Origin of the sequence: Pseudarthrobacter siccitolerans (assembly GCF_030823375.1) — a bacterium.
Lineage (GTDB): Bacteria > Actinomycetota > Actinomycetes > Actinomycetales > Micrococcaceae > Arthrobacter > Arthrobacter siccitolerans_A.
Genome location: NZ_JAUSXB010000001.1, coordinates 3,640,001 through 3,662,433 on the forward strand (window position 1 = coordinate 3,640,001; position 22,433 = coordinate 3,662,433).

The 22,433-nt window shown below is 63.7% G+C and carries 16 protein-coding genes, 1 tRNA gene and 2 rRNA genes; 9 read left to right on the top strand and 10 right to left on the bottom strand.

All coding sequences use genetic code 11. The features are described from left to right. Positions 1-311 precede the first annotated feature (311 nt). The 3 genes from QFZ36_RS17015 to QFZ36_RS17025 all read left to right on the top strand — a co-directional run bounded on the left by QFZ36_RS17015 (position 312) and on the right by QFZ36_RS17025 (position 4,661). Positions 312-3,437 (top strand): 23S ribosomal RNA (locus QFZ36_RS17015). A gap of 234 nt (positions 3,438-3,671) precedes the next feature. Further along, positions 3,672-3,788, top strand: a 5S ribosomal RNA gene (gene rrf, locus QFZ36_RS17020). A 357-nt stretch (positions 3,789-4,145) separates the two neighbouring features. After that, positions 4,146-4,661, top strand: coding sequence for a hypothetical protein (locus QFZ36_RS17025; RefSeq protein WP_306638136.1), 516 nt, complete (start codon positions 4,146-4,148; stop codon positions 4,659-4,661). Here the strand turns inward: QFZ36_RS17025 and QFZ36_RS17030 are convergent. Both QFZ36_RS17030 and QFZ36_RS17035 read right to left on the bottom strand, forming a co-directional pair. After that, positions 4,658-5,704, bottom strand: a complete 1,047-nt coding sequence (locus QFZ36_RS17030; protein ID WP_306638137.1) for a LacI family DNA-binding transcriptional regulator — start codon at positions 5,702-5,704, stop codon at positions 4,658-4,660. The genes QFZ36_RS17025 and QFZ36_RS17030 overlap by 4 nt on opposite strands. 2 nt (positions 5,705-5,706) lie before the next feature. Beyond that, positions 5,707-7,416, bottom strand: coding sequence for a glycoside hydrolase family 13 protein (locus tag QFZ36_RS17035; protein WP_306638138.1), 1,710 nt, complete (start codon positions 7,414-7,416; stop codon positions 5,707-5,709). A 175-nt stretch (positions 7,417-7,591) separates the two neighbouring features. Here QFZ36_RS17035 and QFZ36_RS17040 point away from each other — a divergent pair, with 175 nt between their 5' ends. After that, positions 7,592-8,965, top strand: a complete 1,374-nt coding sequence (locus QFZ36_RS17040; protein WP_306638139.1) for an FAD-binding oxidoreductase — start codon at positions 7,592-7,594, stop codon at positions 8,963-8,965. A gap of 3 nt (positions 8,966-8,968) precedes the next feature. Here QFZ36_RS17040 and QFZ36_RS17045 read toward each other — a convergent pair whose 3' ends face one another. The 4 genes from QFZ36_RS17045 to QFZ36_RS17060 form a co-directional block, all read right to left on the bottom strand. Continuing rightward, positions 8,969-10,387, bottom strand: coding sequence for a DUF4032 domain-containing protein (locus tag QFZ36_RS17045; protein WP_306638140.1), 1,419 nt, complete (start codon positions 10,385-10,387; stop codon positions 8,969-8,971). Between the two features lie 132 nt (positions 10,388-10,519). Beyond that, positions 10,520-11,602, bottom strand: coding sequence for an ABC transporter ATP-binding protein (locus QFZ36_RS17050; RefSeq protein ID WP_306638141.1), 1,083 nt, complete (start codon positions 11,600-11,602; stop codon positions 10,520-10,522). Between the two features lie 217 nt (positions 11,603-11,819). Beyond that, positions 11,820-12,647: a trehalose-phosphatase gene (gene otsB, locus QFZ36_RS17055; RefSeq protein WP_306638142.1), complete on the bottom strand. Its 828-nt coding sequence runs from the start codon at positions 12,645-12,647 to the stop codon at positions 11,820-11,822. Beyond that, positions 12,637-14,139: an alpha,alpha-trehalose-phosphate synthase (UDP-forming) gene (locus QFZ36_RS17060; protein ID WP_306638143.1), complete on the bottom strand. Its 1,503-nt coding sequence runs from the start codon at positions 14,137-14,139 to the stop codon at positions 12,637-12,639. Before QFZ36_RS17060 ends, otsB begins: the two co-directional genes overlap by 11 nt. A 179-nt stretch (positions 14,140-14,318) precedes the next feature. On the opposite strand from QFZ36_RS17060, the gene QFZ36_RS17065 reads away from it, so the two are divergent. Both QFZ36_RS17065 and QFZ36_RS17070 read left to right on the top strand, forming a co-directional pair. Continuing rightward, positions 14,319-15,206: a DsbA family protein gene (locus tag QFZ36_RS17065; protein ID WP_306638144.1), complete on the top strand. Its 888-nt coding sequence runs from the start codon at positions 14,319-14,321 to the stop codon at positions 15,204-15,206. Between the two features lie 157 nt (positions 15,207-15,363). Further along, a tRNA-Thr gene (locus QFZ36_RS17070) sits at positions 15,364-15,437 on the top strand. 36 nt (positions 15,438-15,473) lie between these two features. Here QFZ36_RS17070 and QFZ36_RS17075 read toward each other — a convergent pair. Beyond that, entirely contained in the window at positions 15,474-16,895 is a 1,422-nt protein-coding gene (locus tag QFZ36_RS17075) for an FAD-binding oxidoreductase (RefSeq protein WP_306638145.1), read from the bottom strand. 189 nt (positions 16,896-17,084) lie between these two features. Here QFZ36_RS17075 and QFZ36_RS17080 point away from each other — a divergent pair, with 189 nt between their 5' ends. From QFZ36_RS17080 to QFZ36_RS17090, 3 genes are all read left to right on the top strand, one after another. Then, a complete protein-coding gene (locus tag QFZ36_RS17080) occupies positions 17,085-17,288 on the top strand; it encodes a hypothetical protein (protein ID WP_306638146.1) in 204 nt (67 codons plus the stop codon). 92 nt (positions 17,289-17,380) lie between these two features. Then, positions 17,381-17,683, top strand: coding sequence for a DUF4193 domain-containing protein (locus tag QFZ36_RS17085; RefSeq protein WP_142043716.1), 303 nt, complete (start codon positions 17,381-17,383; stop codon positions 17,681-17,683). A gap of 276 nt (positions 17,684-17,959) precedes the next feature. Then, on the top strand, positions 17,960-18,508 hold the full coding sequence (locus QFZ36_RS17090; protein WP_306638147.1) for an AMIN-like domain-containing (lipo)protein: 549 nt from the start codon (positions 17,960-17,962) through the stop codon (positions 18,506-18,508). Positions 18,509-18,610: 102 nt separating this feature from the next. On the opposite strand, the gene QFZ36_RS17095 is transcribed toward QFZ36_RS17090, so the two are convergent. Genes QFZ36_RS17095 through QFZ36_RS17105 form a run of 3 tightly spaced genes read right to left on the bottom strand, consistent with a single transcriptional unit; the run spans position 18,611 to position 22,256 of the window. Then, positions 18,611-20,164, bottom strand: a complete 1,554-nt coding sequence (locus tag QFZ36_RS17095) for an APC family permease (RefSeq protein WP_306638148.1) — start codon at positions 20,162-20,164, stop codon at positions 18,611-18,613. Further along, positions 20,161-21,186: an agmatine deiminase family protein gene (locus tag QFZ36_RS17100; RefSeq protein WP_306639258.1), complete on the bottom strand. Its 1,026-nt coding sequence runs from the start codon at positions 21,184-21,186 to the stop codon at positions 20,161-20,163. The genes QFZ36_RS17095 and QFZ36_RS17100 overlap by 4 nt, the downstream gene beginning before the upstream one ends. Positions 21,187-21,227: 41 nt before the next feature. Then, a complete protein-coding gene (locus QFZ36_RS17105; protein ID WP_306638149.1) occupies positions 21,228-22,256 on the bottom strand; it encodes a nitrilase-related carbon-nitrogen hydrolase in 1,029 nt (342 codons plus the stop codon). Positions 22,257-22,433: the final 177 nt, after the last annotated feature.

Consider the following 22,433-nt stretch of genomic DNA (forward strand, 5'->3'; position numbering starts at 1 on the left):
AGGCAACAGGGCCGGGGGTTGTTCGTGGCTTTGGCTGTGGTTCCCCTGGGTTTGTTTGTTTCTGGTTTCCTGGCTGCACCGATCATGCGCGGAGGCCCTTTCGGGGGTTGTTGTGTGGGGTGTGTGGTTTGGGGTTGTTGTTTGAGAACTACATAGTGGACGCGAGCATCTTTTATAAGAAGCAATTTCCAAGAATATGAACCTGGATCTGGCTGCGCTTGGTGATGACTGGCCTCTTTTTGGGGGTTGGTGGTTGTTGGGTGTGGTTGGTTTTCGTGGTTCTCTCGTGAATTAGTTTTTTGATCTTTTGTGGTCAAGTTTTTAAGAGCACACGGTGGATGCCTTGGCATTAGGAGCCGAAGAAGGACGTAGGAATCTGCGATAAGCCTGGGGGAGTCGATAACCGGACTGTGATCCCAGGGTGTCCGAATGGGGAAACCCCGCCAGACGCGCGAGTGATCTGGTGACCCGCATCTGAACACATAGGGTGCGTGGAGGGAACGCGGGGAAGTGAAACATCTCAGTACCCGCAGGAAGAGAAAACAATAGTGATTCCGTTAGTAGTGGCGAGCGAACGCGGATCAGGCTAAACCGTTCCATGTGTGATAGCCGGCGGGCGTTGCATGGTCGGGGTTGTGGGACTTTCCGTTCTGTCTCTGCCGGGACAGTGGGGTGTGATGTGCAGGCATAGGTGAACGGTCTTGAAAGGCCGGCCAGAGAGGGTGTGAGCCCCGTAACCGTAATGTTGTGTACCGCCTGGAGAGTATCCCAAGTAGCACGGGGCCCGAGAAATCCCGTGTGAATCTGTCAGGACCACCTGATAAGCCTAAATACTCCCTAATGACCGATAGCGGACCAGTACCGTGAGGGAAAGGTGAAAAGTACCCCGGGAGGGGAGTGAAACAGTACCTGAAACCGTGTGCTTACAATCCGTCGGAGCAACCTTAGTAGTTGTGACGGCGTGCCTTTTGAAGAATGAGCCTGCGAGTTAGTGTTACGTCGCGAGGTTAACCCGTGTGGGGAAGCCGTAGCGAAAGCGAGTCTGAATAGGGCGTTGCAGTGGCGTGATCTAGACCCGAAGCGAAGTGATCTACCCATGGCCAGGTTGAAGCGACGGTAAGACGTCGTGGAGGACCGAACCCACTTCAGTTGAAAATGGAGGGGATGAGCTGTGGGTAGGGGTGAAAGGCCAATCAAACTTCGTGATAGCTGGTTCTCCCCGAAATGCATTTAGGTGCAGCGTTGCGTGTTTCTTGCTGGAGGTAGAGCTACTGGATGGCTAATGGGCCCTACAAGGTTACTGACGTCAGCCAAACTCCGAATGCCGGTAAGTGAGAGCGCAGCAGTGAGACTGTGGGGGATAAGCTTCATAGTCGAGAGGGAAACAGCCCAGACCACCAACTAAGGCCCCTAAGCGTGTGCTAAGTGGGAAAGGATGTGGAGTTGCCCAGACAACCAGGAGGTTGGCTTAGAAGCAGCCATCCTTAAAAGAGTGCGTAATAGCTCACTGGTCAAGTGATTCCGCGCCGACAATGTAGCGGGGCTCAAGTACACCGCCGAAGTTGTGGCATTCAGATTTTTGCTAAGCCCTTGTGGTTCAGGCGTCTGGATGGGTAGGGGAGCGTCGTGTGGGCGGTGAAGTCGCGGTGTAAACCAGCGGTGGAGCCTACACGAGTGAGAATGCAGGCATGAGTAGCGAAAGACGGGTGAGAAACCCGTCCGCCGAATGATCAAGGGTTCCAGGGTCAAGCTAATCTGCCCTGGGTAAGTCGGGACCTAAGGCGAGGCCGACAGGCGTAGTCGATGGACAACGGGTTGATATTCCCGTACCGGCGAAAAACCGCCCATGCTGAACAGGGGATACTAACTGCCCGAGACCTGCCCGATCACCCTTGTGGTGTGAGGGTTTTGGTGGAGCGCAGGACCTGATCCTGGGAGGCAAGCGTATTAACAGGTGTGACGCAGGAAGGTAGCCGAGCCGGGCGATGGTTGTCCCGGTCTAAGGATGTAGGGCGAACGGTAGGCAAATCCGCTGTTCATGATGCCTGAGATCTGATGGGACCCCCGTTTGGGGGGATTTGGTGATCCTATGCTGCCGAGAAAAGCATCGACGCGAGGTTTTAGCCGCCCGTACCCCAAACCGACACAGGTGATCAGGTAGAGAATACTAAGGCGATCGAGAGAATTATGGTTAAGGAACTCGGCAAAATGCCCCCGTAACTTCGGGAGAAGGGGGGCCCCAACCTTGATGGACACAAGCTGTCCGGAGGGGATCGGGGCCGCAGAGACCAGGGGGAAGCGACTGTTTACTAAAAACACAGGTCCGTGCGAAGTCGCAAGACGATGTATACGGACTGACTCCTGCCCGGTGCTGGAAGGTTAAGAGGACCGGTTAGCCTCACGGCGAAGCTGAGAATTTAAGCCCCAGTAAACGGCGGTGGTAACTATAACCATCCTAAGGTAGCGAAATTCCTTGTCGGGTAAGTTCCGACCTGCACGAATGGAGTAACGACTTCCCCGCTGTCTCAACCATAAACTCGGCGAAATTGCAGTACGAGTAAAGATGCTCGTTACGCGCAGCAGGACGGAAAGACCCCGAGACCTTTACTATAGTTTGGTATTGGTGTTCGGAGTGGCTTGTGTAGGATAGGTGGGAGACGTTGAAGCCCGGACGCCAGTTCGGGTGGAGTCATCGTTGAAATACCACTCTGGTCACTTTGGACATCTAACTTCGGCCCGTAATCCGGGTCAGGGACAGTGCCTGATGGGTAGTTTAACTGGGGCGGTTGCCTCCTAAAAAGTAACGGAGGCGCCCAAAGGTTCCCTCAGCCTGGTTGGCAATCAGGTGTCGAGTGTAAGTGCACAAGGGAGCTTGACTGTGAGAGAGACATCTCGAGCAGGGACGAAAGTCGGGACTAGTGATCCGGCGGTACATTGTGGAATGGCCGTCGCTCAACGGATAAAAGGTACCTCGGGGATAACAGGCTGATCTTGCCCAAGAGTCCATATCGACGGCATGGTTTGGCACCTCGATGTCGGCTCGTCGCATCCTGGGGCTGGAGTAGGTCCCAAGGGTTGGGCTGTTCGCCCATTAAAGCGGTACGCGAGCTGGGTTTAGAACGTCGTGAGACAGTTCGGTCCCTATCCGCTGCGCGCGCAGGAAATTTGAGAAGGGCTGTCCTTAGTACGAGAGGACCGGGACGGACGAACCTCTGGTGTGTCAGTTGTACTGCCAAGTGCACCGCTGATTAGCTACGTTCGGATGGGATAACCGCTGAAAGCATCTAAGCGGGAAGCTCGCTTCAAGATGAGATTTCCATACACCTTGTGTGTGAGAGGCCCCCAGCCAGACCACTGGGTTGATAGGCCGGATGTGGAAGCGAGGACTAACGACTCGTGAAGCTGACCGGTACTAATAGGCCGATAACTTACACCACACACCATCCACCGTGAACGGACTCTTCAAAGACGTTCACACCAGGTGATGGTAAAAAGAAACAAGACTGCTTGCGTCCACTATGTGGTTCCCAAACAACAAACCAAACCAATGGTTTCGTTGCCACAGGAACACACAATTGAATAACAACACCACTGCTGCATCACTGCAGAACATGTTGTAACCACAGATTTCCCACACCACCCCGCAAAGGGTGTGTGACGGGTAGAAGGGTTACGGCGGTCATAGCGTGGGGGAAACGCCCGGTCCCATTCCGAACCCGGAAGCTAAGACCCACAGCGCCGATGGTACTGCACCCGGGAGGGTGTGGGAGAGTAGGTCACCGCCGGACATAAATTAAAGAGTAGGGCCCTGACAAACGACGTCAGGGCCCTACTCTGCTTTAACCCCCCAAACCACCAACACGCCCCATCACCTCCCGCACCCATCCAGGGAACGCCCCATCACCTCCCGCACCGATCCGCGAAACCCTCCACCACGTCCCGCGCCACATCCCGGAACGCCCCATCAGCTCCCGAGCCCACCGGGCGAACGCACTATCACCAGGGGGAGCAGCGCCGCCGTCGAACTCCTGGAAGTGATGGGGCGTTGGGTCGGAGCCTGCAGGACGTGATGGCGCGTCGCCTCAAAAGCTGCAGGACGTGATGGAGCGTTGTGGGAAGGGGCTGCACGGGTAGAGTTGGGCACCATGAACAGCCTCTTCAGCCACGGTGCCGAGCCCTTCGGAAGCGACGATCAAGCGCCCGCCGGGCTCCTCGAACCGGTGGTCAACACAGTGATCGTGCCCGGGTCCGTTGCCCACGCCTTCGCCGGGTTTACCGACCATACGCACCTCTGGTGGCCCCTGGAGTCATTTGGCATCTACGGCGCCGGTTCGTATGTTGAGTTTGAGGAAAACCTCATCCTGGAGACGGCGGACGACGGCCGGACCAGCACCTGGGGAACACTCGACGACTGGCAGCCGCCATTGTCGTTCCACGCGACCTGGCACCCGGGCTCCACGGCGCTCTGGTCAACCGAGCTGCGGGTGGCCTTCCGCGCGGTAGGGGAGGGCACGGAGGTGCGTGTCTTCCACGACGGCTGGGAGGGGGCCGAGAACCCCGGCGCGGAGCGTCAACGGTACGTGGAGGCGTGGCCCGATATTCTCGCCAGGTATGCCCGCTTTATGGGCGCCCCGGATGCAGGCGGGAGTGAGGGCCGCTAACGGCCGCGCGGGGCCCGGGGGACGGCTGTACTTGTCCTGATCACAAACTCCGTGGGGAACTCCTGGTCGGCTTCCTGCGGGATGGATCCATCGGCGGCATCCTTCGTGCCGGCCTCGAGCAGCTGCAGCGCAGTGGCAGCCGCCAGAACGCCCTGCCTGCGGGGAGCCTGGTCTACCGTGGTCAAGCCGAACGTCTCGCCTAGCTCGTGCCCGTCCATTCCCACCACCGAGAGATCCTGCGGTACCTGCAGCCCGAAGTCCCGGGCCGCGAGGATGGTGCCAACTGCCATTTCGTCCGAGGCCGCGAAGACAGCGGTTGGCCGTTCTGCGGCGCTGCCCAAAAGGCGGCGAGCCGCGGAGTACGCGCCCTGGACGGTGAAATCCGCACTGATCTGCCATTCCGGCCGGATCTCCAAACCGGCCGCCGTCATGGCCTTCTGATAACCGCCCTGGCGGATGCCGGGCAGCTTGAAGTCCTGGTTCAGGGCCGCATCACCGGTGACATGGGCTATCTGCGTATGTCCAAGCCGGATCAGGTGGTCAGTGGCCATCCGGGCGAGCCGTTCGTCGTCGATCCTGATGGTGGAAGCCCCCGGCAGGGTGCCGCCGATACCCACGATGGGACGGTGGACAGCCAGCAGCTGCTGGATTTCGGCGTCACTCAGGACCAGGGCCACTGCGATGACCGCGTCCAGGCGCTTCCGGAGGAGGAAATCGTTCAGCACGCTGCGGCGGCGCTCGGGCTGGTCGCCTACGTTGTACAGCGTCAGGTCGTAGCCGGCATCCAGCAGCGTCTCAGACACACCCTCCAGAACGGAGGAGAAGTACCAGCGGTGGATGGACGGTACCACCAGGCCGATGTTGTGGTTCCGGCCGGAAGCAAGGCTGGAGGCATGGTAGGACGGGACGAACCCCAGTTCCCCCGCCGCCTCCAGCGCCAGCTTCTTGCTCTTCGCAGAGACATTGGACTTTCCGCTCAGCGCCCGCGAGACAGTGGCGATGGATAGCCCGGCCCTGTCTGCGACGTCCTTGATGCCCGCCATGCTCACCCTGCGGAAGAGATGCGGATCCAAGCCGTTTCGCCCGACCCCAGCAGGCCTTCCGAATGCGAGGAGGTACTGCGGACGAGGACCTGCCCGGAAGGCATCTCCAGCGGCTCGTGGTTGAGGTTCATAAGCACCAGCGTAGCGCCGTTGACATACGCCAAGGACGAACATGTGCACCAGTCCTCCGCCCACGCCAGGGACCCCCGCCCCAGGTCCAGCTCGCGGCGCACCGCGAGCATGGTCCGGTAAAGAGCAAGGTGCGACGACGGCGAAGTGGCCTGCACGTCCCGCGCCAATTCCCCAAATGAGGCAGGAATGGGCAGCCAGGGGTCGTCACCGTGGCCGAAGCCGAGGTGGGTTTCGGCGGCGCGCCACGGGAGGGGAACCCGGCAGCCGTCCCTGCCCAGACGTTGCCCGCCGGTACGCGCGAACGTAGGATCCTGGCGGAGGTGCCCGGGAATATCAATGCCGTCGGGCAGGCCAAGCTCCTCGCCCTGGTAGAGATACGCCGCACCGGGCAGCCCCAGCATAAACAGCGATGCGGCTGCGGCCCGCTGTCTTCCCAGATCGGTGTCGGGTTGTGGATCTGCCGGGCCGATGCCGTCGCCATCCCGTGGCCCCTGCCCGTTGTAGCCGAAGCGGCTGGCATGCCGGACGACGTCGTGATTGGACAGCACCCAGGTGCTGGGAGCACCCACGCCGTCCAGGATGGTCAAGGAGTCCGTGATGACCGAGCGAAGCCGGTACACGTCCAGTCCCGCGTGCAGGTACGGAAAGTTGAATGCCTGGTGCATTTCGTCCGGCCTGACCCAGTGGGCGAGGCGGGGCAGGTCGACGCTGGCTTCCGCGCAGAGGATCCGGTCAGGGCCGTATTCGTCGAGGATCCTGCGCCAGTTACGGTAGATGTCGTGGATGGCCGGCTGGCCGAACATCGGGGCCTCATGGCCGGGGAAGCCGTCTGAACTTCCGCCGTCGGCCCGCCCGCCCCAGGCGGGGAGTCCGGGCGCCTTCACCAGCGCGTGCGCTACGTCCACGCGGAAGCCGGAGACACCCCGGTCCAGCCAGAACCGGAGGATCCGCTCGAATTCGCTGTGGACGGCCGGGTTGTCCCAATTGAAGTCGGGCTGGGAGGAGTCGAAGAGGTGCAGGTACCACTGGTCCGGCCGGCCGTCCGGGTTGGTCACCCGGGTCCAGGCGGGCCCGCCGAAGTGGGACTGCCAGTTGTTGGGCGGCTTGTTGCCCTCGGGGCCGGTGCCGTCCCGGAAAATGAACATGTCCCGTTCAGGGCTGCCGGCAGGTGCGGCGAGGGCCGCCTGGAACAGGGCGTGCTGGTCGGAGCAGTGGTTGGGAACGAGGTCCACGATGACCCGCAGGCCCAGCCGGTGGGATTCGGCCATCATCACGTCGAAGTCCCCGAGCGTGCCGAAGATCGGGTCCACGTCGCAGTAGTCACTGACGTCGTATCCGGCATCCCGCTGGGGGGAACGGTAGAAGGGGGACAGCCACACGGCGTCCACCCCGAGGTCCGCCAGATGGGGCAACTCTTCCGTGATGCCCGCAAGGTCTCCCACGCCGTCGCCATTCAGGTCACGGAACGAGCGGGGGTACACCTGGTAGATCACGGCAGATCGCCACCAGCCCGGCAGGTTGTCGGCAGGGTGGATCAGGGTCAGCGGACCCGCGGCGGGTGTCAGGGTTTCAACAGACATGAGCCCAAGCTTAGGTCGCGTTACCGCCTTTATGGAAACGCTTCCACGATTGCTTAGAGCCGCCTTCGCGTCCATATCACTGTTTCTGCTGGTCAGGACTGGAAGCGCTTGCATGAGTGTTACAGGCTCCGGCCAATAGACTGATGGAAAACGTGCGACGGCGGATGGAGGCCTTGTGGGAAGCGTGGCAATCGAGGAGCTGGAGACCATCCTGTCGGCTGGCCAGGTGGACCGGGAAGAGATCACCCTTCGCCGGTATGCGGTGGACCAGGCACCCGTCCTTGATTATCAGCTCCCCTTGGCGGTGGTGTTTCCCGAGTCCGTGCCAGACGTGCAGGCAGTGGTACGGATCTGTGCGGCCCGCAAGGTGACGATTGTGCCCCGTGGAGCGGGAACGGGAGTGTCGGGCGGCGCCCATGCCACAAAAGACTGCATCATCCTGTCCCTCGAGCGGATGGACCGGGTCCTGTCGCTGAGCCCGGACGATGAAACAGCAGTGGTGGAGCCGGGCGTCATCAACGCCGTGCTCAATGAGGCTGCCGCGGAACATGGGCTGATGTACGCGCCGGACCCCGCCAGCTTTCGCAGCTCAACCATCGGCGGAAACGTAGCGACGAATGCCGGCGGTCTGCGCTGCGCCAAGTACGGCGTCACCCGGGACTCCGTCCTGGCGCTGGACGTCGTCCTCGCGGACGGCTCGCTCCTGCACACCGGCCATCAGACCTTCAAGGGCGTTGCCGGGTACGACCTCACCGGGCTCTTTGTGGGGTCGGAAGGGACGTTGGGCATCGTGGTGGGCGTGACCGTGCGCCTGAAGTACCTACCCCGGGACGTGCACACTGTCGCCGCCTTCTACCCGGACTTCCGCCAAGCCGCAACCGGGGTCCTGGCCGTGGGCAGGGCACGGGTCCAGCCGGCCATTATGGAACTGCTCGACGGCGGCACGCTGGCCCAGCTGGACAGCATCCACGGCTCGGACCTGACCGCCCGCGGAAGCTCCCTGCTGCTGATCCAGACGGACGGCTTCGGCGCCGCGGCCGAGGCCCGGATGGTCCGGGAAGTCCTGGCAGCCGGCGGGGCAACTGTTACCACTGAAGCCAGTGCGGAAGCGGAACGGCTCGTGGAACTGAGGCGCCACAGCCGGGGCGTGGAAGTGGACGACGAGTTCCGGGTGGGGGAGGACGTTGCCGTTCCCCGCTCGCGCCTGGTTGACTACGTGGCCGCCCTGGAGGTCATGGCCGTGAAACACGACGTGCACCTCAAAGTGGTGGCACACGCCGGCGACGGGAACCTGCACCCGACTTTCTGGATCGACCGCAAGGACAACGCGGTGGACGGCGAGGCGCTGGGGAGGCTCCATCGGGTACTGGACGAATCCATTACGGCAGCCCTGGGCATGGGTGGCACCATCACCGGCGAACACGGCGTGGGCCAGTACAAACTGCGGTGGCTGGGCCAGGAACAGCCCGAACCGCTCCGGGAACTCCAGCGCCGGATCAAGGACCTGTTCGATCCGGCAGGGATCCTGAACCCCGGAAAGGCGATCTAGCGTTTAGTCGTCAGAGTCCGGGTATTCGTCGACGTCCTCGTCGTCGCCGTACCGCGACTCCTCAGTCTCCACTTCGAGGATCTTCAGCAGCCCGGTGGGCGGGTCCAGCATGATGGCCGCTTCATCCCGGCGGTGCCGCAGGATGGAGTCGATGTAGGACTGGACGGCCTCCGCCAAGGGAATGTGCCGCTCCTGCTTTTCGGACATGTACCAGCGGTGCTCCAGGACCTCGTGCACCGCTTCGGCCGGCTCCAGTTTTCCGGAGAGGTCGCGCGGAATGGACCGGACGATCGGCTCGAAAATCTGGCTGACCCACAGGTGGGCACTGTATTCCTCGTCCATGTCCGGGTTGTTGTCCGCCCGGAAGGAATCCATGTCATTGAGCAGCCGCCGCGCCTGGTTCTCCTGGGCGTCCAGGCCGGTCAGCCGCAGCAGGCGCCGCATGTGGTGCCCGGCGTCCACCACCTTGGGCTGGAGCTGGATGGTGGTCCCGTTCTGGGTAGTCTTGATGGCGTACTCCTCGACGTCGAAGCCGAGTTCGTTGAGCCGCCGGATGCGCGCTCCCACCCGCCAGCGTTCGCCGAGTTCGAAGGATTCCTTCTCCGTCAGTTCCGCCCACAGGCGGCGGTAGCTGTCCATAATGAGCTCGCTGGTGGCTACGGGGTCCACCTTTTCCTCGATCAGCCCGCCGTCCAGCAGGTCCATCAGCTCTCCGGCGATGTTCACGCGGGCAATTTCCAGATCGTACTCGCGCTGGCCCATGGAAAGGTCCGGATACAGCTCACCGGTTTCGGCGTCCACGAGGTAGGCGGCAAAGGCGCCGGCGTCGCGGCGGAACAACGTGTTGGACAAGGAGACGTCGCCCCAGTAGAAGCCGATCAGGTGCAGCCGCACCAGCAGCAGCGCCTGCGCGTCGATGAGCCTGGTGAGGGTGTCCTTGCGGAGCATCTGGGAGAAGAGGGCGCGGTAGGGCATGGAGAACTTCAGGTGCCGGGTGACCAGCACTGGGTTCAGCGGCCTTCCATCCAACGTGGTGCGGCCTGTGATGACGGCAACCGGCTCCACGCACGGAACGTCCAGCCGGGCCAGTTTGCGGAGCATGTGGTACTCATGCCGGGCGACGTGCTCGGAGGTTTCCTTGATGGCGATCACCGAACCGCCGAGGTGGGCGAACCGGACGATGTGCCGGGAGATGCCGCGGGGAAGGGCGGCCAGGTTTTCTGCCGGCCAGTCCTCCAGCGCGATGTGCCACGGCAGGTCAAGCAGTTCAGGATCAGCCGCTGCTGCCGTGATGTTCAGCGAGCTGGAGACCGAGGCGATCTTGCCGTCATCGGCACTCGCCGCAACGAACCGGGGCAGTTTGCCCACCTGCGCATAGTCGGTGGGTTCGTCGTGCCACTGGGCGCTGTATTCCTCGGTCATATTTCAATTCTTCCGTACATGGGCGCGGCCAGCTAATTCTTCTGCAGGAACGGTTAAAAGGCCGACGGCGGCCGTCCAATAAGGAGGCCGCCGTCGGTAATTCAGCGCCGGTGGTTAGGGCGCCGGTGGGGATTAGTCGCCCAGGCGCAGGCCGGTCTTGGTGTCGAACAGGTGCACGTGGCCCGACTGCGGACGGACGTAGATGGACTCGCCCTTCATCGGAGGGCGGCGGCCGTCGACGCGTGCCACGATGTCGTGGTCCTTGCCGTCAAGCGTGGTGTGGCCGTACACGTAAGCGTCGGCACCCAGCTCTTCGACGACGTCGACCTCTACCTTCAGGCCCTCGCCGTGGGGAGCGGTCTCGAGGTCTTCGGGACGGCTTCCGAGGGTAACGGTGGAGCCGTGTGCTTCTTCGAGGACGTCGCGCGGTACAGGGTAAACCGTGCCGCCGAACTGGACGCCGCCGTCGACGACGGGCAGTTCCAGCAGGTTCATGGCAGGGGAGCCGATGAAGCCGGCAACGAAGACGTTCTTGGGCTTGTCGTAGAGGTTGCGCGGGGTGTCAACCTGCATCAGGAGGCCGTCCTTCAGCACAGCGACGCGGTCACCCATGGTCATGGCCTCGACCTGGTCGTGGGTCACGTAGACCGTGGTGACGCCGAGGCGGCGGGTCAGGGATGCGATCTGCGTACGGGTCTGCACGCGGAGCTTGGCGTCCAGGTTGGACAGCGGCTCATCCATGAGGAAGACCTGCGGGTTACGGACGATGGCGCGGCCCATAGCAACACGCTGGCGCTGACCGCCGGAGAGTGCCTTCGGCTTACGGTCCAGGTAGGGCTCAAGGTCAAGGAGCTTTGCAGCTTCACGGACGCGCTCGGCGCGCTCTTCCTTGGAAACGCCTGCGATCTTCAGGGCGAAGCCCATGTTGTCGGCCACAGTCATGTGCGGGTACAACGCGTAGTTCTGGAAAACCATCGCGATGTCGCGGTCCTTCGGCGGAACGTCGGTGACATCGCGGTCGCCAATGAGGATACGGCCTGCGTTGACGTCCTCGAGGCCTGCGAGCATGCGCAGGGAGGTGGACTTACCGCAACCGGAGGGTCCAACGAGGACTAGGAATTCGCCATCGGCGATGTCGATGTTGAGCTTATCGACGGCGGGCTTTTCTGTGCCCGGGTACAGACGCGTAGCGTTATCAAAAGTAACTGTAGCCACAGTTATCAATCCCTTCACCGGCAGGTACGTGCCGGACGATCCGTTGTGAATGGTTCATGTTTGTTCAGTTTTGTGGTGCAGATGCTCCCCGGCCAAGGCCAGAGAGCATCATGTGACGCCGCACGGTACTTGTGCGCCACATCACAAAGAAGAGTATGTCAGATACTGTTCGAATTGGTGCGAATGTTACGAACGTCACAAGTGAGCTTCGTAACTGTCACCCCTGCGGGTCTTCCTCCGCGACGGCGAGGCTCCGTTCCTGGAGCAGGACTTCGAGCATCTCCGCCACATGGACAGGAGCTTCCACACGGTACTGCGCCTGGGTGAAATCAAGGCCCACTTTGATGCCCACGTCGCCGGGCTCCAGCCGGGCAAGCGCATCCTCATCAGTGGTGTCGTCGCCGGCGAACAGGACGGCGCTGGCACCGCTGATCTGCCGCAGGAACGTGACGCCCTCGCCCTTGGACGCGTTCACCACAGAGGTTTCCAGGACCCGCTTTCCGTCCTTGAGGAAAACGCCTTTGCGGTCCTGCAGCAGCGAGCGTGCAGCTGCCACCGCATCCTCGGCCACGTCGTCCGCGGCCTGGCGGGTGTGCAGCACCACGCCCGCCGGCTTGTCCTCCAGCATGGTGCCCGGCGCTTCCGCAACAATGTCGGCGAGGATGCTGCGCACCTCGGCGAGGAGTGCTTTCTGCTCATCTTCCAGCGTCAGCCCGGCCGACCCGGGGCCGAGCCACGCTTCTGCCCCGTGGCTGCCGATCAGGAGTGTGTCCACCGGTGGCGAAGCGACCTGGCGCAGGCTGGCGAGGGCGCGCCCGGAGATGAGTGCCGTCGTCGTGCGCGGCAGCACGGCGAGCCCGGCGAAAGCTGTGGCCGCCCGGGGAAGCGGCCGCGCGTCGTCGGCATGCCCCACGATGGGCGCCATGGTTCCGTCAAAGTCCATCGCCACCAGCAGGTGGTCTGTCCGGGCGATGGCGCGGATGGCTTGGCGGAGCTCCGGCGTCAGCGCCAGCTTGCCGTTTCCGGTCCGGTTCTCACGTGTCATCGCGGACCACTTTCTCCTTCAACGCCTGCAGGAAGTCCGCGGACCAGTGGTCCACGTCGTGCTCCAGGATCTGTTTCCGCATGGCCCGCATCCGCCGCGACGCATCCCGGGGGGACATCTCGACGGCGCGCATGATGGCATTTTTCAGGCCGTCGATGTCGTGCGGGTTCATCAGCAGGGCCTGCTTGAGCTGGTCCGCTGCGCCGGCGAACTCGCTGAGCACCAGCGCGCCGTCGTTGTTGGTGCGCGCCGTGACGTATTCCTTGGCCACCAGGTTCATGCCGTCCCGCAGTGCGGTGACCAGCATGACGTCGGCCGCCAGGTACAGGGCCACCATTTCCTCCACCGGGTAGCTGTGGTGCAGGTAGCGGACGGCCGTGTTCTCCAGGGTGTCGTAGGTACCGTTGATGTGGCCCACCGTGCCCTCCACCTCTTCACGGAGGAGCCGGTACTGCTCAACGCGTTCACGGCTGGGGCTGGCCACCTGGATCAGGGTGGCGTCGCTGACGGACAGCTTGCCGTCGGCCAGGAGTTCCTCGAACGCCTTCAGCCGGTGCCGGATGCCCTTGGTGTAGTCCAGGCGGTCCACACCCAGCAGGATGGTTTTCGGATTTCCGAGGTCCTGGCGGATCTGCCGTGCCCGCTCAATGATTTCCGGTTTGGCGGCCAGCTCGCTGATCTGCCGCACGTCGATGGAAATGGGGAACGCCTGGGCCCTGGCGATGTGGGTGATTTCCCCGTCCTGGCCCTTGACGTGCACCTGCTGCTGCTTGACGCTGGCGCCCAGGAAGCGGCGGGCCGAGCGCATGAAGTTGCCTGCGTCGCTGGGCCGCTGGAAGCCCACCAGGTCAGCACCGAGGAGGCCATCGATGATGGCCTGGCGCCAGGGCAGCTGGGCGAAGATCTCGGGCGGGGGGAAGGGGATGTGGTTGAAGAAGCCGATCTTGAGGTCGGGCCGCGCTTCCCGGAGCATCCGCGGCACCAGCTGCAGCTGGTAGTCCTGGATCCATACCGTCGCGCCGTCGTCGGCATGGCGTACGACGGCGTCGGCGAACCTTTTGTTCACCATGCGGTAGGCGTCCCACCAGGTGCGGTGGAACTCCGGCGGGGCGATCACGTCATGGTAAAGCGGCCAAAGGGTGGCGTTGGAGAAGCCTTCGTAGTAAAGCTCGACGTCGTCCGCGCTGAGCTGGACGGGCACCAGGTCCATGCCGCCGTGGCTGAAGGGTTCCACGGTCTCGTCGGGGGCGCCGTGCCAGCCCACCCAGGCGCCGTCGGTCTTGGTCATCATGGGTGCCAGCGCCGTCACCAGTCCGCCGGGGGATCGCCGCCACCCGGAGCCGTCGTCGCCGTTTTCGCCGGGAGCGACGCGGTCCACGGGCAGCCTGTTCGAGACCACCATGAAGTCATACTTGGTCTCCGCGCTTTCGCCCGCGCCGGCGGCGCCTGGTGCGGCTGCGGCGGCGGAATTTTCCTGGACAGGTGTTTGCATTGCGGCCCCCTGGGGTTGCTTGTGCCTCTTAGCCCACCCTAACGGGAGGGAATCTTCGGTGCTATTCGTCTTTTGGCCGGCCCGTAAGAATACTTGAACCAGCAAGCTCTCAGATTTCTCCCCTAAAATGAGGGGGTTGCCACGAAATGGTCCCCCTCGTCGATCGACCCAAGGAACACATGAGCCCCGCAAACGAAGTACGTAAGTCCAAGGCTGAGCGCACCGCGGACGCCCGCGAGAAAGCGCGGCTGATCCGCGAAGAGCAGCTGAAAAAGGACAAGCGCAACAAGCTGCTGATCGGGTGGGGGATTGTGGCTGCCGTGGTGGCCATCCTGGTGGTGGTGGCACTGGTTGTCACCACGTCGATGAAGCAGAACGGACCGGTTGCCGACCAAGGCCCGACGCCGGCCAACGGCAACGCCCACGGCGGCGTTACGCTGCTGGCCAACACGGAAGTTGCCAAGCTGGACCCTGCCACGGTTGACGCAGCCGCTGTTGGCGAACCCCCGCAGGCTGCGCCGGCCGAAGTGGTGGCTCCGGGCGCCGAGGCCGAAGCAGGCAAACCGGTGAAGGTTGTCCTCTACATCGACTTCATCTGCCCGGTCTGCAAGAATTTCGAGGCCCAGTACAACGAACAGCTCACGTCCCTGCGCAACGAAGGCAAGATTACGGTCGAATACCGCGCGCTCGGATTCCTCGACAGCCGCTCCACCACGAACTACTCGTCGCGGGCAGCCAACGCCGCCGCCTGTGTTGTGAACGAATCGCCGGAGAAGTACGCGGAGTTTGTGGACGCACTCTTCGCCAACCAGCCTGCAGAAGGCGGCGCAGGGCTCTCAGACGACAAGCTCAAGAGCATGGCCTCGGACATCGGCGTTGACATCAACAGCTGTGTGGACGAAAAGACCTACCGGCCCTTCGTAAAGTTCACCACCAAGGAGGCCTCAGCGATCGGAGTCACCGGCACGCCGAGCGTCTTTGTGGAAGGCAGGCAGTGGGGCAAGGGCGCCAGCGCCCAGACCCCGTTCCCCGAGTTCCTCCAGGCCGCGATCGACGCCAAGGCCTAAGGGTTCTGTACAGGGCCCGCCTCCGGATCAATTCCGGAGGCGGGCTCTTTCCTTTGGCCCCCCTGTCTTGACCGCCAACGAGGCCGGCGTTTTTACCACCGGGAGGACTTGGGCTAACCTTATCTAGCGTCGTTCAGGCGCCCGCCCGCAAGGGCACGCCTCCTTAGCTCAGTTGGCCAGAGCACCGCTCTTGTAAAGCGGGGGTCGTCGGTTCGAATCCGACAGGGGGCTCTATTTTTTTGCCCGATCCCGGCCCTGCCCGGCCTGCTAACCGCCCGACGGCGCTATGTTGTGGTTCAGGCGCAGGAGATTCTGCGGATCGTAGCGGTCCTTAAGGGCCACGAGGCGCTGGTACTTTTCCTGTCCGTAGGCGCTGCGCGCGGCGTCCGGCGCCTGCACTCCCAGCTCCGCCCCCAGGAAGTTGACGTATTCGCCCTGCTCCGCGAACGGCTGCATCACCGCGTAGGCTTTGCGGGCGAATGCTGTGAGCCGTTCGTCTTCGGCGGGATCGCGCCAGAATCCGTAGACGTTGAGCCAGTACCGCGCGGACCTGTTCGGGAACGCCGTGGCGTCTTCCGGCACCCGCCCGAACACGCCCTCCAGGTGATGGATATCGATGCCCGTTCCCTCCCATGCCAGCCCGGAAGCGAAGCCAACCACAACATCCACCACCTCCTCGTCCAGGCGGGAGAACGAAAGGTTCTTCCAGTAGCCGCGTGAACCCTTGGGGAACACGGCGTCCATAACGCTTTGCCAGTCCGGCCACGACGTCGGTCCCACCTCCTCGCCGTCCGGCGGAGCAGCGACGCGGAGCTGGTCCACGAGCCGCAGACCTGCCTGGTGGTCTTCGGCTACCCACGCAAATCCAATGCTCATCCAGGGCTCGCTGCCCATGCCGAACTCTGGTGGGAGTACCACGAACGAGATGATGGAGTTCATCTCGTCGGGCAGATCCCTGGTCCACGCATCGAAAGCGAGAAGGGCATGGCGCCAGTTGTCCGGGCGGTAGAAGAGATTCCCACCCAACGGCGCGGCCGGCAACGCGAGGGCGCGGAAGGTAAAGGAGGACACCACGCCGAAGTTTCCGCCGCCGCCGCGCACTCCCCAGAACAACTCCGGGTTCTCCTGGGCGCTGGCGCGGACATGCTCCCCGGCGGGAGTGACCACCTCCACAGCGTCCAGGTTGTCCAGGCTCAAGCCTCCGCTCCGGGTCAGCCAGCCCACCCCGCCGCCCAAGGTGAGTCCTGCCACTCCCGTTCCACTGATGACCCCTAGGGGTACTGCCAGGCCATGCGCGGCGGTGGCCCGGTCCACGTCCCCAAGGGTCGCTCCGGGTTCGACGGCAACAAGCCGGCTTTCGGCGTCGACGCTAACGCCCCGGTGCGATCCCAGGTCCAGGACCAGGCCGCCTTCCACAGTGCCGTGGCCGGCGATGTTGTGCCCGCCGCCGCGGACGGCCAGGGCGAGGCCTGTGCGCCGCGCGCTCTCCAGGACGACGTCGATGTCCGCTACGGCCCCTGCCCTTGCGATGGCACGCGGACGCAGGTCGATCATGCCGTTCCATACCGCACGGGCTTCCTCATACTGGGCATCTTGCGGCTCGATCAACGATCCCTGCAGCCGCCCGCGCAACTCGTGCAGGGACTGCTGGAGCTCAGGTTCCGCCTGGTGTTCATGAACAGTGGCCATCGCTGATACTTCCAGATCAAGGGCGAAAAGAATCCACCGGGAATACCGATGCCTGAGTTTAGGAGTGGCCCTTGAACGGGTCAACAACTTCTTTTTGCAGGAGCCCACCCGGGTATTACCGCACCGGATTAATCTGGGCGAGACCAGGACGAAACGCACCCACAACAATGGCTGCGTAGCCTCGCAGGCATGACAACCCGATTTCCCGCCCGAGTCCGGACCTGGCTGGCGGATGCCTTCTACTACGAGACCCCCGGACAGGCGGCCGACGCTATGGCCGATGCCACCCGTTGGGGGTGGCTGCCGGCGCTCAGCGGAGTGGCGGCGGGGGCGGATCAGGCCCGCGGAAAGCACTCAGAAACCGCATCACAAGAGGCTGGATTGTCCGGTTGAGCACACTATTGCGCGGGTAAGGGCATTATGACCTAAACTGCTTCACTGAGGTGCCTGAAATGGCGCTGTGCAGCAACGAAAGTGAACACGCTATGGCTACCGATTACGATGCTCCACGCAAGCAAGAAGAAGAGTCTCCCGGCGACTCACTCGAAGCCCTCCAGGCCTCCCGCGGCGGCAACGCCCAGACCGCGGTTATCGACGTTGACGAAAACGACACGGCCGAGGGCATTGACCTGCCCGGCGCCGATCTTTCCAACGAGGAACTGACGGTCATCGTTGTTCCCGAGCAGTCAGACGAATTCACCTGCTCATCGTGCTTCCTGGTCCGCCACCGCTCTCAGGTGGCCCGCGAGAAGAACGGCATGAAGTACTGCCGCGAGTGCGAAGGCTGAAACTTCAAGGGCAAGACAGCGCCGGCCACCCCTTCGGGTGACCGGCGCTGTTTCGTCTTTCCGCCGCGCCGTTATCCGGCATAACGGCCGGGTCCAGAAACGGCACCGGAACGGTTAAGGACAGCCGCAAATGGCCCCTGGATTTACAGCCGCGTGACACGGATCCGGTGTTCCTTACGGTTGCGCGCCGAAGCGGCTACAACCCTCGTTTCGGGCACCTGACACTCCTACGCTTGAGCTATCCAACCGCACCACTTCCTCTGGATGGCACCCACAATGAAAAAGCTCCTCCTCTGGCTCACGGCGCTCCTCGCGGCCGTCGGGCTGGGAATCCTGGCACCGGGGCCCGCCTCGGCAGCCACATCGTATTGCGGTCTCACATGGGGATCCCTGGCCAAAACCGGGCCGGATCTGAGCACCGCCTCCGTCACCAACGTCCGCACGGGGCAGCATTACTGCTTCGACCGGATGGTGGTCGACCTCAACGGCCCCGTCAAGGGCTACACCGTCCGCTACGTCCCGGACATCGTCCAGGACGGCTCCGGCTTCACCATTCCGGTGCAGGGCAATGCTCGCCTGCAGGTCACCGTGAACGCACCCTCCTACGACCAGAACGGCAACGTCACCTACAACCCCGCCGCCAAGGCCGAGCTGTCCAACGTGGCCGGCTACCAGACCTTCCGGCAGGTGGTCTACGCCGGAAGCTTCGAGGGTTACACCAGTATCGGTATGGGCGTCCGCGCCCGGCTGCCGTTCCGGGTCCTGACACTGGACGGCCCGGGTTCGGGGTCCCGGCTGATAGTGGACGTGGCCCACTTCTGGTGACGATCACTGCACGGCGACAACCGTGCAGCGGTAACCGCAAAAAAGGGTGCCGCACCCCGCTGATCCGGGATGCGGCACCTTTTTCCGTGCGCTTGCTAGGCCCTATTCCGGCACCACCAGGGCCGGGGTGTCCTGCTTCAGGGTCTCGCCGCGGAAAAAGCCGGGGTGCGTGCGGGACATGACGAGCATGACGACGGCGCCCAAGGCCAGGATGCCGATGCCCAGGATGAACACCAGGCCCACGCCGAAGACCTCGGAACCACTGCCGAACTCCGGCGCCAGGCTGTCCACGGCGGTCTGGGCGAACACCACGAACAGGCCCACGCCGCCCACCACCGGGCAAACCAGCCGGAGCACGAAGTGGCGCACGCTGTTGAACAGGCTGTGGCGGAAGTACCAGGTGCAGGCCAGTGCGGTGAGGCCGTAGTAGAAGCAGATCATCAGGCCCAGGGCCAGGATGGTGTCGTTCAGGACGTTTTCGCTGAGCACGTGCATCACCGCGTAGAACCCCGCGGACAGGATGCCGGCCGCGATGGTGGCGTAGCCCGGTGTCGCAAAGCGCTTGCTCACGCGGCTGAACGGTTCCGGCAGCGCCCCGTAGTGGGCCATGGCCAGCAGGCTCCTCGATGGCGACATGAACGTGGACTGCAGGGAAGCCGCGGAGCTGGAGAGCACGGCGAGGGACATCAGGATGGCGAACGGTCCCATGATGGGCGAGGCCAGTGCCGTGAAGATGTTCTCGTGGTTTTCGACGTTGTTCAGGCCGTTGCCGGTATCACCCACGCCGGCGAACATCATGGTGGCGATGCTGACCAGGAGGTAGATGGCCAGGACGATGACAGCCGTCAGGGTGCCGGCCACGCCGGCGGTCTTCTTGCCGTTGGCGGTTTCCTCGTTGACCGTCAGGCAGACGTCCCAGCCCCAGTACACAAAGATGGACAGGGAGATGCCGGCGGCGATCTGGCCGAAGGTTTCGATCTTGGTGACGTCGAACCAGTCCCAGCTGAACGGGATCGCCGTTTCAGACGCGGACCAGTTGGCGAACGCCATGCCCACGAACAGGCCCAGCACCAGCAGCTGGAACCCCACCAGGCCGTACTGCACCACTTTGGTGGTGTGCAGGCCGCGGTAGCTGACCCACACTGCAAGGGCCACGAACACGAAGCAGGTGAGCACGTTCAGCGGCTTGTTGGCTGCGAGGTCAGCCAGTTCGGGTGAACCGGTGAGCTGGGAGAGGAAGAGGTAGAAGAAGTCGACGGCGACCCCGGCCAGGTTGGACAGGACGATGATGTTGGCTGCGAGGAGGCCCCATCCGCCCATCCAGCCCACCCAGGGGCCGAACGCTTTGGTGACCCACGTGAAGGTGGTGCCGCTGTCCGGGGAGTCGGCGTTGAGCTCCCGGTAGGCCAGGGACACCAGGATCATCGGGATGAACCCAATGAGGAAGATGACGGGCAGTTGCAGCCCTGCTTCGTTGACGGTGGGGCCCAGCGCGCTGGTGAGCGTGTAGGCCGGGGCGATGGTGGAAATACCAAGGACGACGACGGCGAGGAGTCCCAGCTGCCCGCCCTTCAGGCCCTTGGGGCTAATGCCGTGGGCGGTGCCGGAGGCATGCCCGCCTGCGGCGGGGGTACCGGTGCGGATGGTTTCTGTCATGACACCACTTTCTGGGAGGCAGCGGGCTGCTGTTGGGTGATGCAGTGGATCCCCCCGCCGCGGGCAAAAAGCTTGCGCGCGTCGATGGCGACAATACGCCGTCCGGGGTAGGCCTCCGCCAGGATCTGCAGGGCCTTGTCGTCCTGGGGGTCGTTGAAGCTGCAGGCGATGACGCCGCCGTTGACCACCACGTGATTGATGTAGCTGTAGTCCACAAAGCCCTCATCGTCCCGCAGGGTTTCGGGGGCGGGGACCTCGATGATCTTCCACTGCCGGCCGGCGGCGTCGGTGGTGCCCCGGAGGAAGTCGATGATTTCCCGGGAGACCTCGAAATCGGGGTGTTCCGGGTTTTCCTGGGAGTGGACCAGGAGCGTGCCGGGCGAGGGGATCGCGGCCACAATATCCACGTGGCCGCGGGTGCCGAACCGCTCCGAGTCCCGGGTCAGGCCGCGCGGCAGCCACACCACATGGGTGGCGCCGATGGTGCGGGCAAGTTCCCGCTCGACGTCGGCCCGGCTGAGGTCCGGATTGCGTCCGGGATCCAGCTGCACGGTTTCCGTCACCAGCACCGTTCCCTGGCCGTCCACCTGGATGCCGCCGCCCTCGTTGACCAGTGCTGACACGATGTGCCGGGCTGCGGAGCGGCCGGCCACCTCGCCGGCGATCAGCGCGTCCTTGTCCCACTGCGCCCAGTCCTGGCCGCCCCAGCCGTTGAACACCCAGTCCACGGCACCGAGCCGGCCGTCGCCGTCCAGGACGAACGTGGGCCCGATGTCGCGCATCCATGCATCATTCAGCGGGGCGGCGAGCACCTCAACGTCAGGGTGCAGGTAGGCGGCGGCCGTGCCGACGTCGTCGGGATCCACCACCATGGTGACCGGCTGGAACTCGACGGCGGCGTTCGCCACGGCAGCCCAGGTGGACCTGGCAGCATGGGCGGCCTCCGCGGATTCGCCGAGCGTGTAGCCGCCAGCCGGGAAAGCCATCCACAGCCGCTCCTGGCGGGCAGTTTCGGCAGGCATCCGCCACTGCCCGGTGCTGGCTGCGGCCTGCTGCAGCGCGGTCATGAGCAGGCCTCTGCGAAGCCGCGCTCGCCGCCCAGGAGTTCGTTCGGGCGGACGGGTTCGGTGAGGCGGGCGTAGGTGTCCGGGCGGCGGGTGGCCAGGAACGGGAACAGGGTCAGCCAGTCCTTCCGCTGGTCCAGGTCGAGGTCGGCCACGAGGACCGCGGACTCGTCCCGCGGCGCTTGGGCAAGGATCCGGCCGTAGGGATCGGAGATGAAGGACGAGCCGTAGAAGTTCAGGGTCCCTTCGCTGCCCCACCGGTTCGGGGCGATCATGAACAGGCCGTTGGCAATGCCGTTGCCCACGATGACCTGCTGCCACAGCGGCTGGGTGTCGAAGTCCGGGTGGTCCGGTTCGGAGCCGATCGCGGTGGGGTAGACCAGGATTTCCGCCCCGCCCAGGGAGTACAGCCGTGCGACCTCGGGGAACCATTCGTCCCAGCAGGTGGGCATTCCCAGCCGGGCGCCGCCAAGTTCCGCGGGAGCGTGGACTTCATAGGCGTCGGCGGCGGCCGGTCCCTGGCGGAAGAACTTGTCCTCGTAGTATCCGGCGGTGACGGGGATGTGGAGCTTGTGCGTCCGGGCCAGGAGCTCTCCTTCAGGGGAGACCAGGATGGCGGTGTTCAAGCCCAGGCCGTCGTCCGTGCCGTCCGGGTCTCCCGCGCGCTGGTACAGGGACGCATGCACGGATACTCCGTGGCGGCGGGCAGCATCGGCGGCGAAACGGAAGGTGGGGCCGGTGAGCAGGTCTTCGGCGGTGTCCGAGGGCCGGGTTCGGGTGGGGCCTTCGGACGGGTCGTTGTGCGGGCGGGTGTCTGCCGGGTAGCGCGAAAGCGTCAACTCCGGCAGGAAGACCACGGAGGCTCCCAGCCGTGCGGCCCGGCCGATGCCCTCGTCCAGTTCGGCCTCGACGGCGGCGCTGTCCGCTTGCCACCGGTGCTGGACCACGCCGACGCGCAGGGAGGGCCGGGCGGACGGCGTTGTCCGGGCCAGGGAAGCGGGTGCGCCGAGGCAGGAAATTTCAATCATGTTTGCTACTCCAGTGAGACGACGGTCACTAAATGAATGACGTTCATTTAGTATGAGGTGCGACGGGCGCGGATGCAAGGGGAAATATGAATCACGTTCTTTTATGTCGGCTGATGGGGAGTTAGTAAGCTCACTGAGAAATTGCCGTACGCCCCTCTGTTGCTCGATGAAGGGCTG

What these genes read in the sequence shown, in the direction of transcription:
- QFZ36_RS17025 (WP_306638136.1), top strand. Translation starts at nt 4,146, where the DNA reads ATGAACAGCCTCTTCAGCCACGGTGCCGAGCCCTTCGGAAGCGACGAT.
- QFZ36_RS17030 (WP_306638137.1), bottom strand. Translation starts at nt 5,704, where the DNA reads ATGGCGGGCATCAAGGACGTCGCAGACAGGGCCGGGCTATCCATCGCC.
- QFZ36_RS17035 (WP_306638138.1), bottom strand. Translation starts at nt 7,416, where the DNA reads ATGTCTGTTGAAACCCTGACACCCGCCGCGGGTCCGCTGACCCTGATC.
- QFZ36_RS17045 (WP_306638140.1), bottom strand. Translation starts at nt 10,387, where the DNA reads ATGACCGAGGAATACAGCGCCCAGTGGCACGACGAACCCACCGACTAT.
- otsB (WP_306638142.1), bottom strand. Translation starts at nt 12,647, where the DNA reads ATGACACGTGAGAACCGGACCGGAAACGGCAAGCTGGCGCTGACGCCG.
- QFZ36_RS17060 (WP_306638143.1), bottom strand. Translation starts at nt 14,139, where the DNA reads ATGCAAACACCTGTCCAGGAAAATTCCGCCGCCGCAGCCGCACCAGGC.
- QFZ36_RS17065 (WP_306638144.1), top strand. Translation starts at nt 14,319, where the DNA reads ATGAGCCCCGCAAACGAAGTACGTAAGTCCAAGGCTGAGCGCACCGCG.
- QFZ36_RS17075 (WP_306638145.1), bottom strand. Translation starts at nt 16,895, where the DNA reads ATGGCCACTGTTCATGAACACCAGGCGGAACCTGAGCTCCAGCAGTCC.
- QFZ36_RS17080 (WP_306638146.1), top strand. Translation starts at nt 17,085, where the DNA reads ATGACAACCCGATTTCCCGCCCGAGTCCGGACCTGGCTGGCGGATGCC.
- QFZ36_RS17085 (WP_142043716.1), top strand. Translation starts at nt 17,381, where the DNA reads ATGGCTACCGATTACGATGCTCCACGCAAGCAAGAAGAAGAGTCTCCC.
- QFZ36_RS17090 (WP_306638147.1), top strand. Translation starts at nt 17,960, where the DNA reads ATGAAAAAGCTCCTCCTCTGGCTCACGGCGCTCCTCGCGGCCGTCGGG.
- QFZ36_RS17095 (WP_306638148.1), bottom strand. Translation starts at nt 20,164, where the DNA reads ATGACAGAAACCATCCGCACCGGTACCCCCGCCGCAGGCGGGCATGCC.
- QFZ36_RS17100 (WP_306639258.1), bottom strand. Translation starts at nt 21,186, where the DNA reads ATGCCTGCCGAAACTGCCCGCCAGGAGCGGCTGTGGATGGCTTTCCCG.
- QFZ36_RS17105 (WP_306638149.1), bottom strand. Translation starts at nt 22,256, where the DNA reads ATGATTGAAATTTCCTGCCTCGGCGCACCCGCTTCCCTGGCCCGGACA.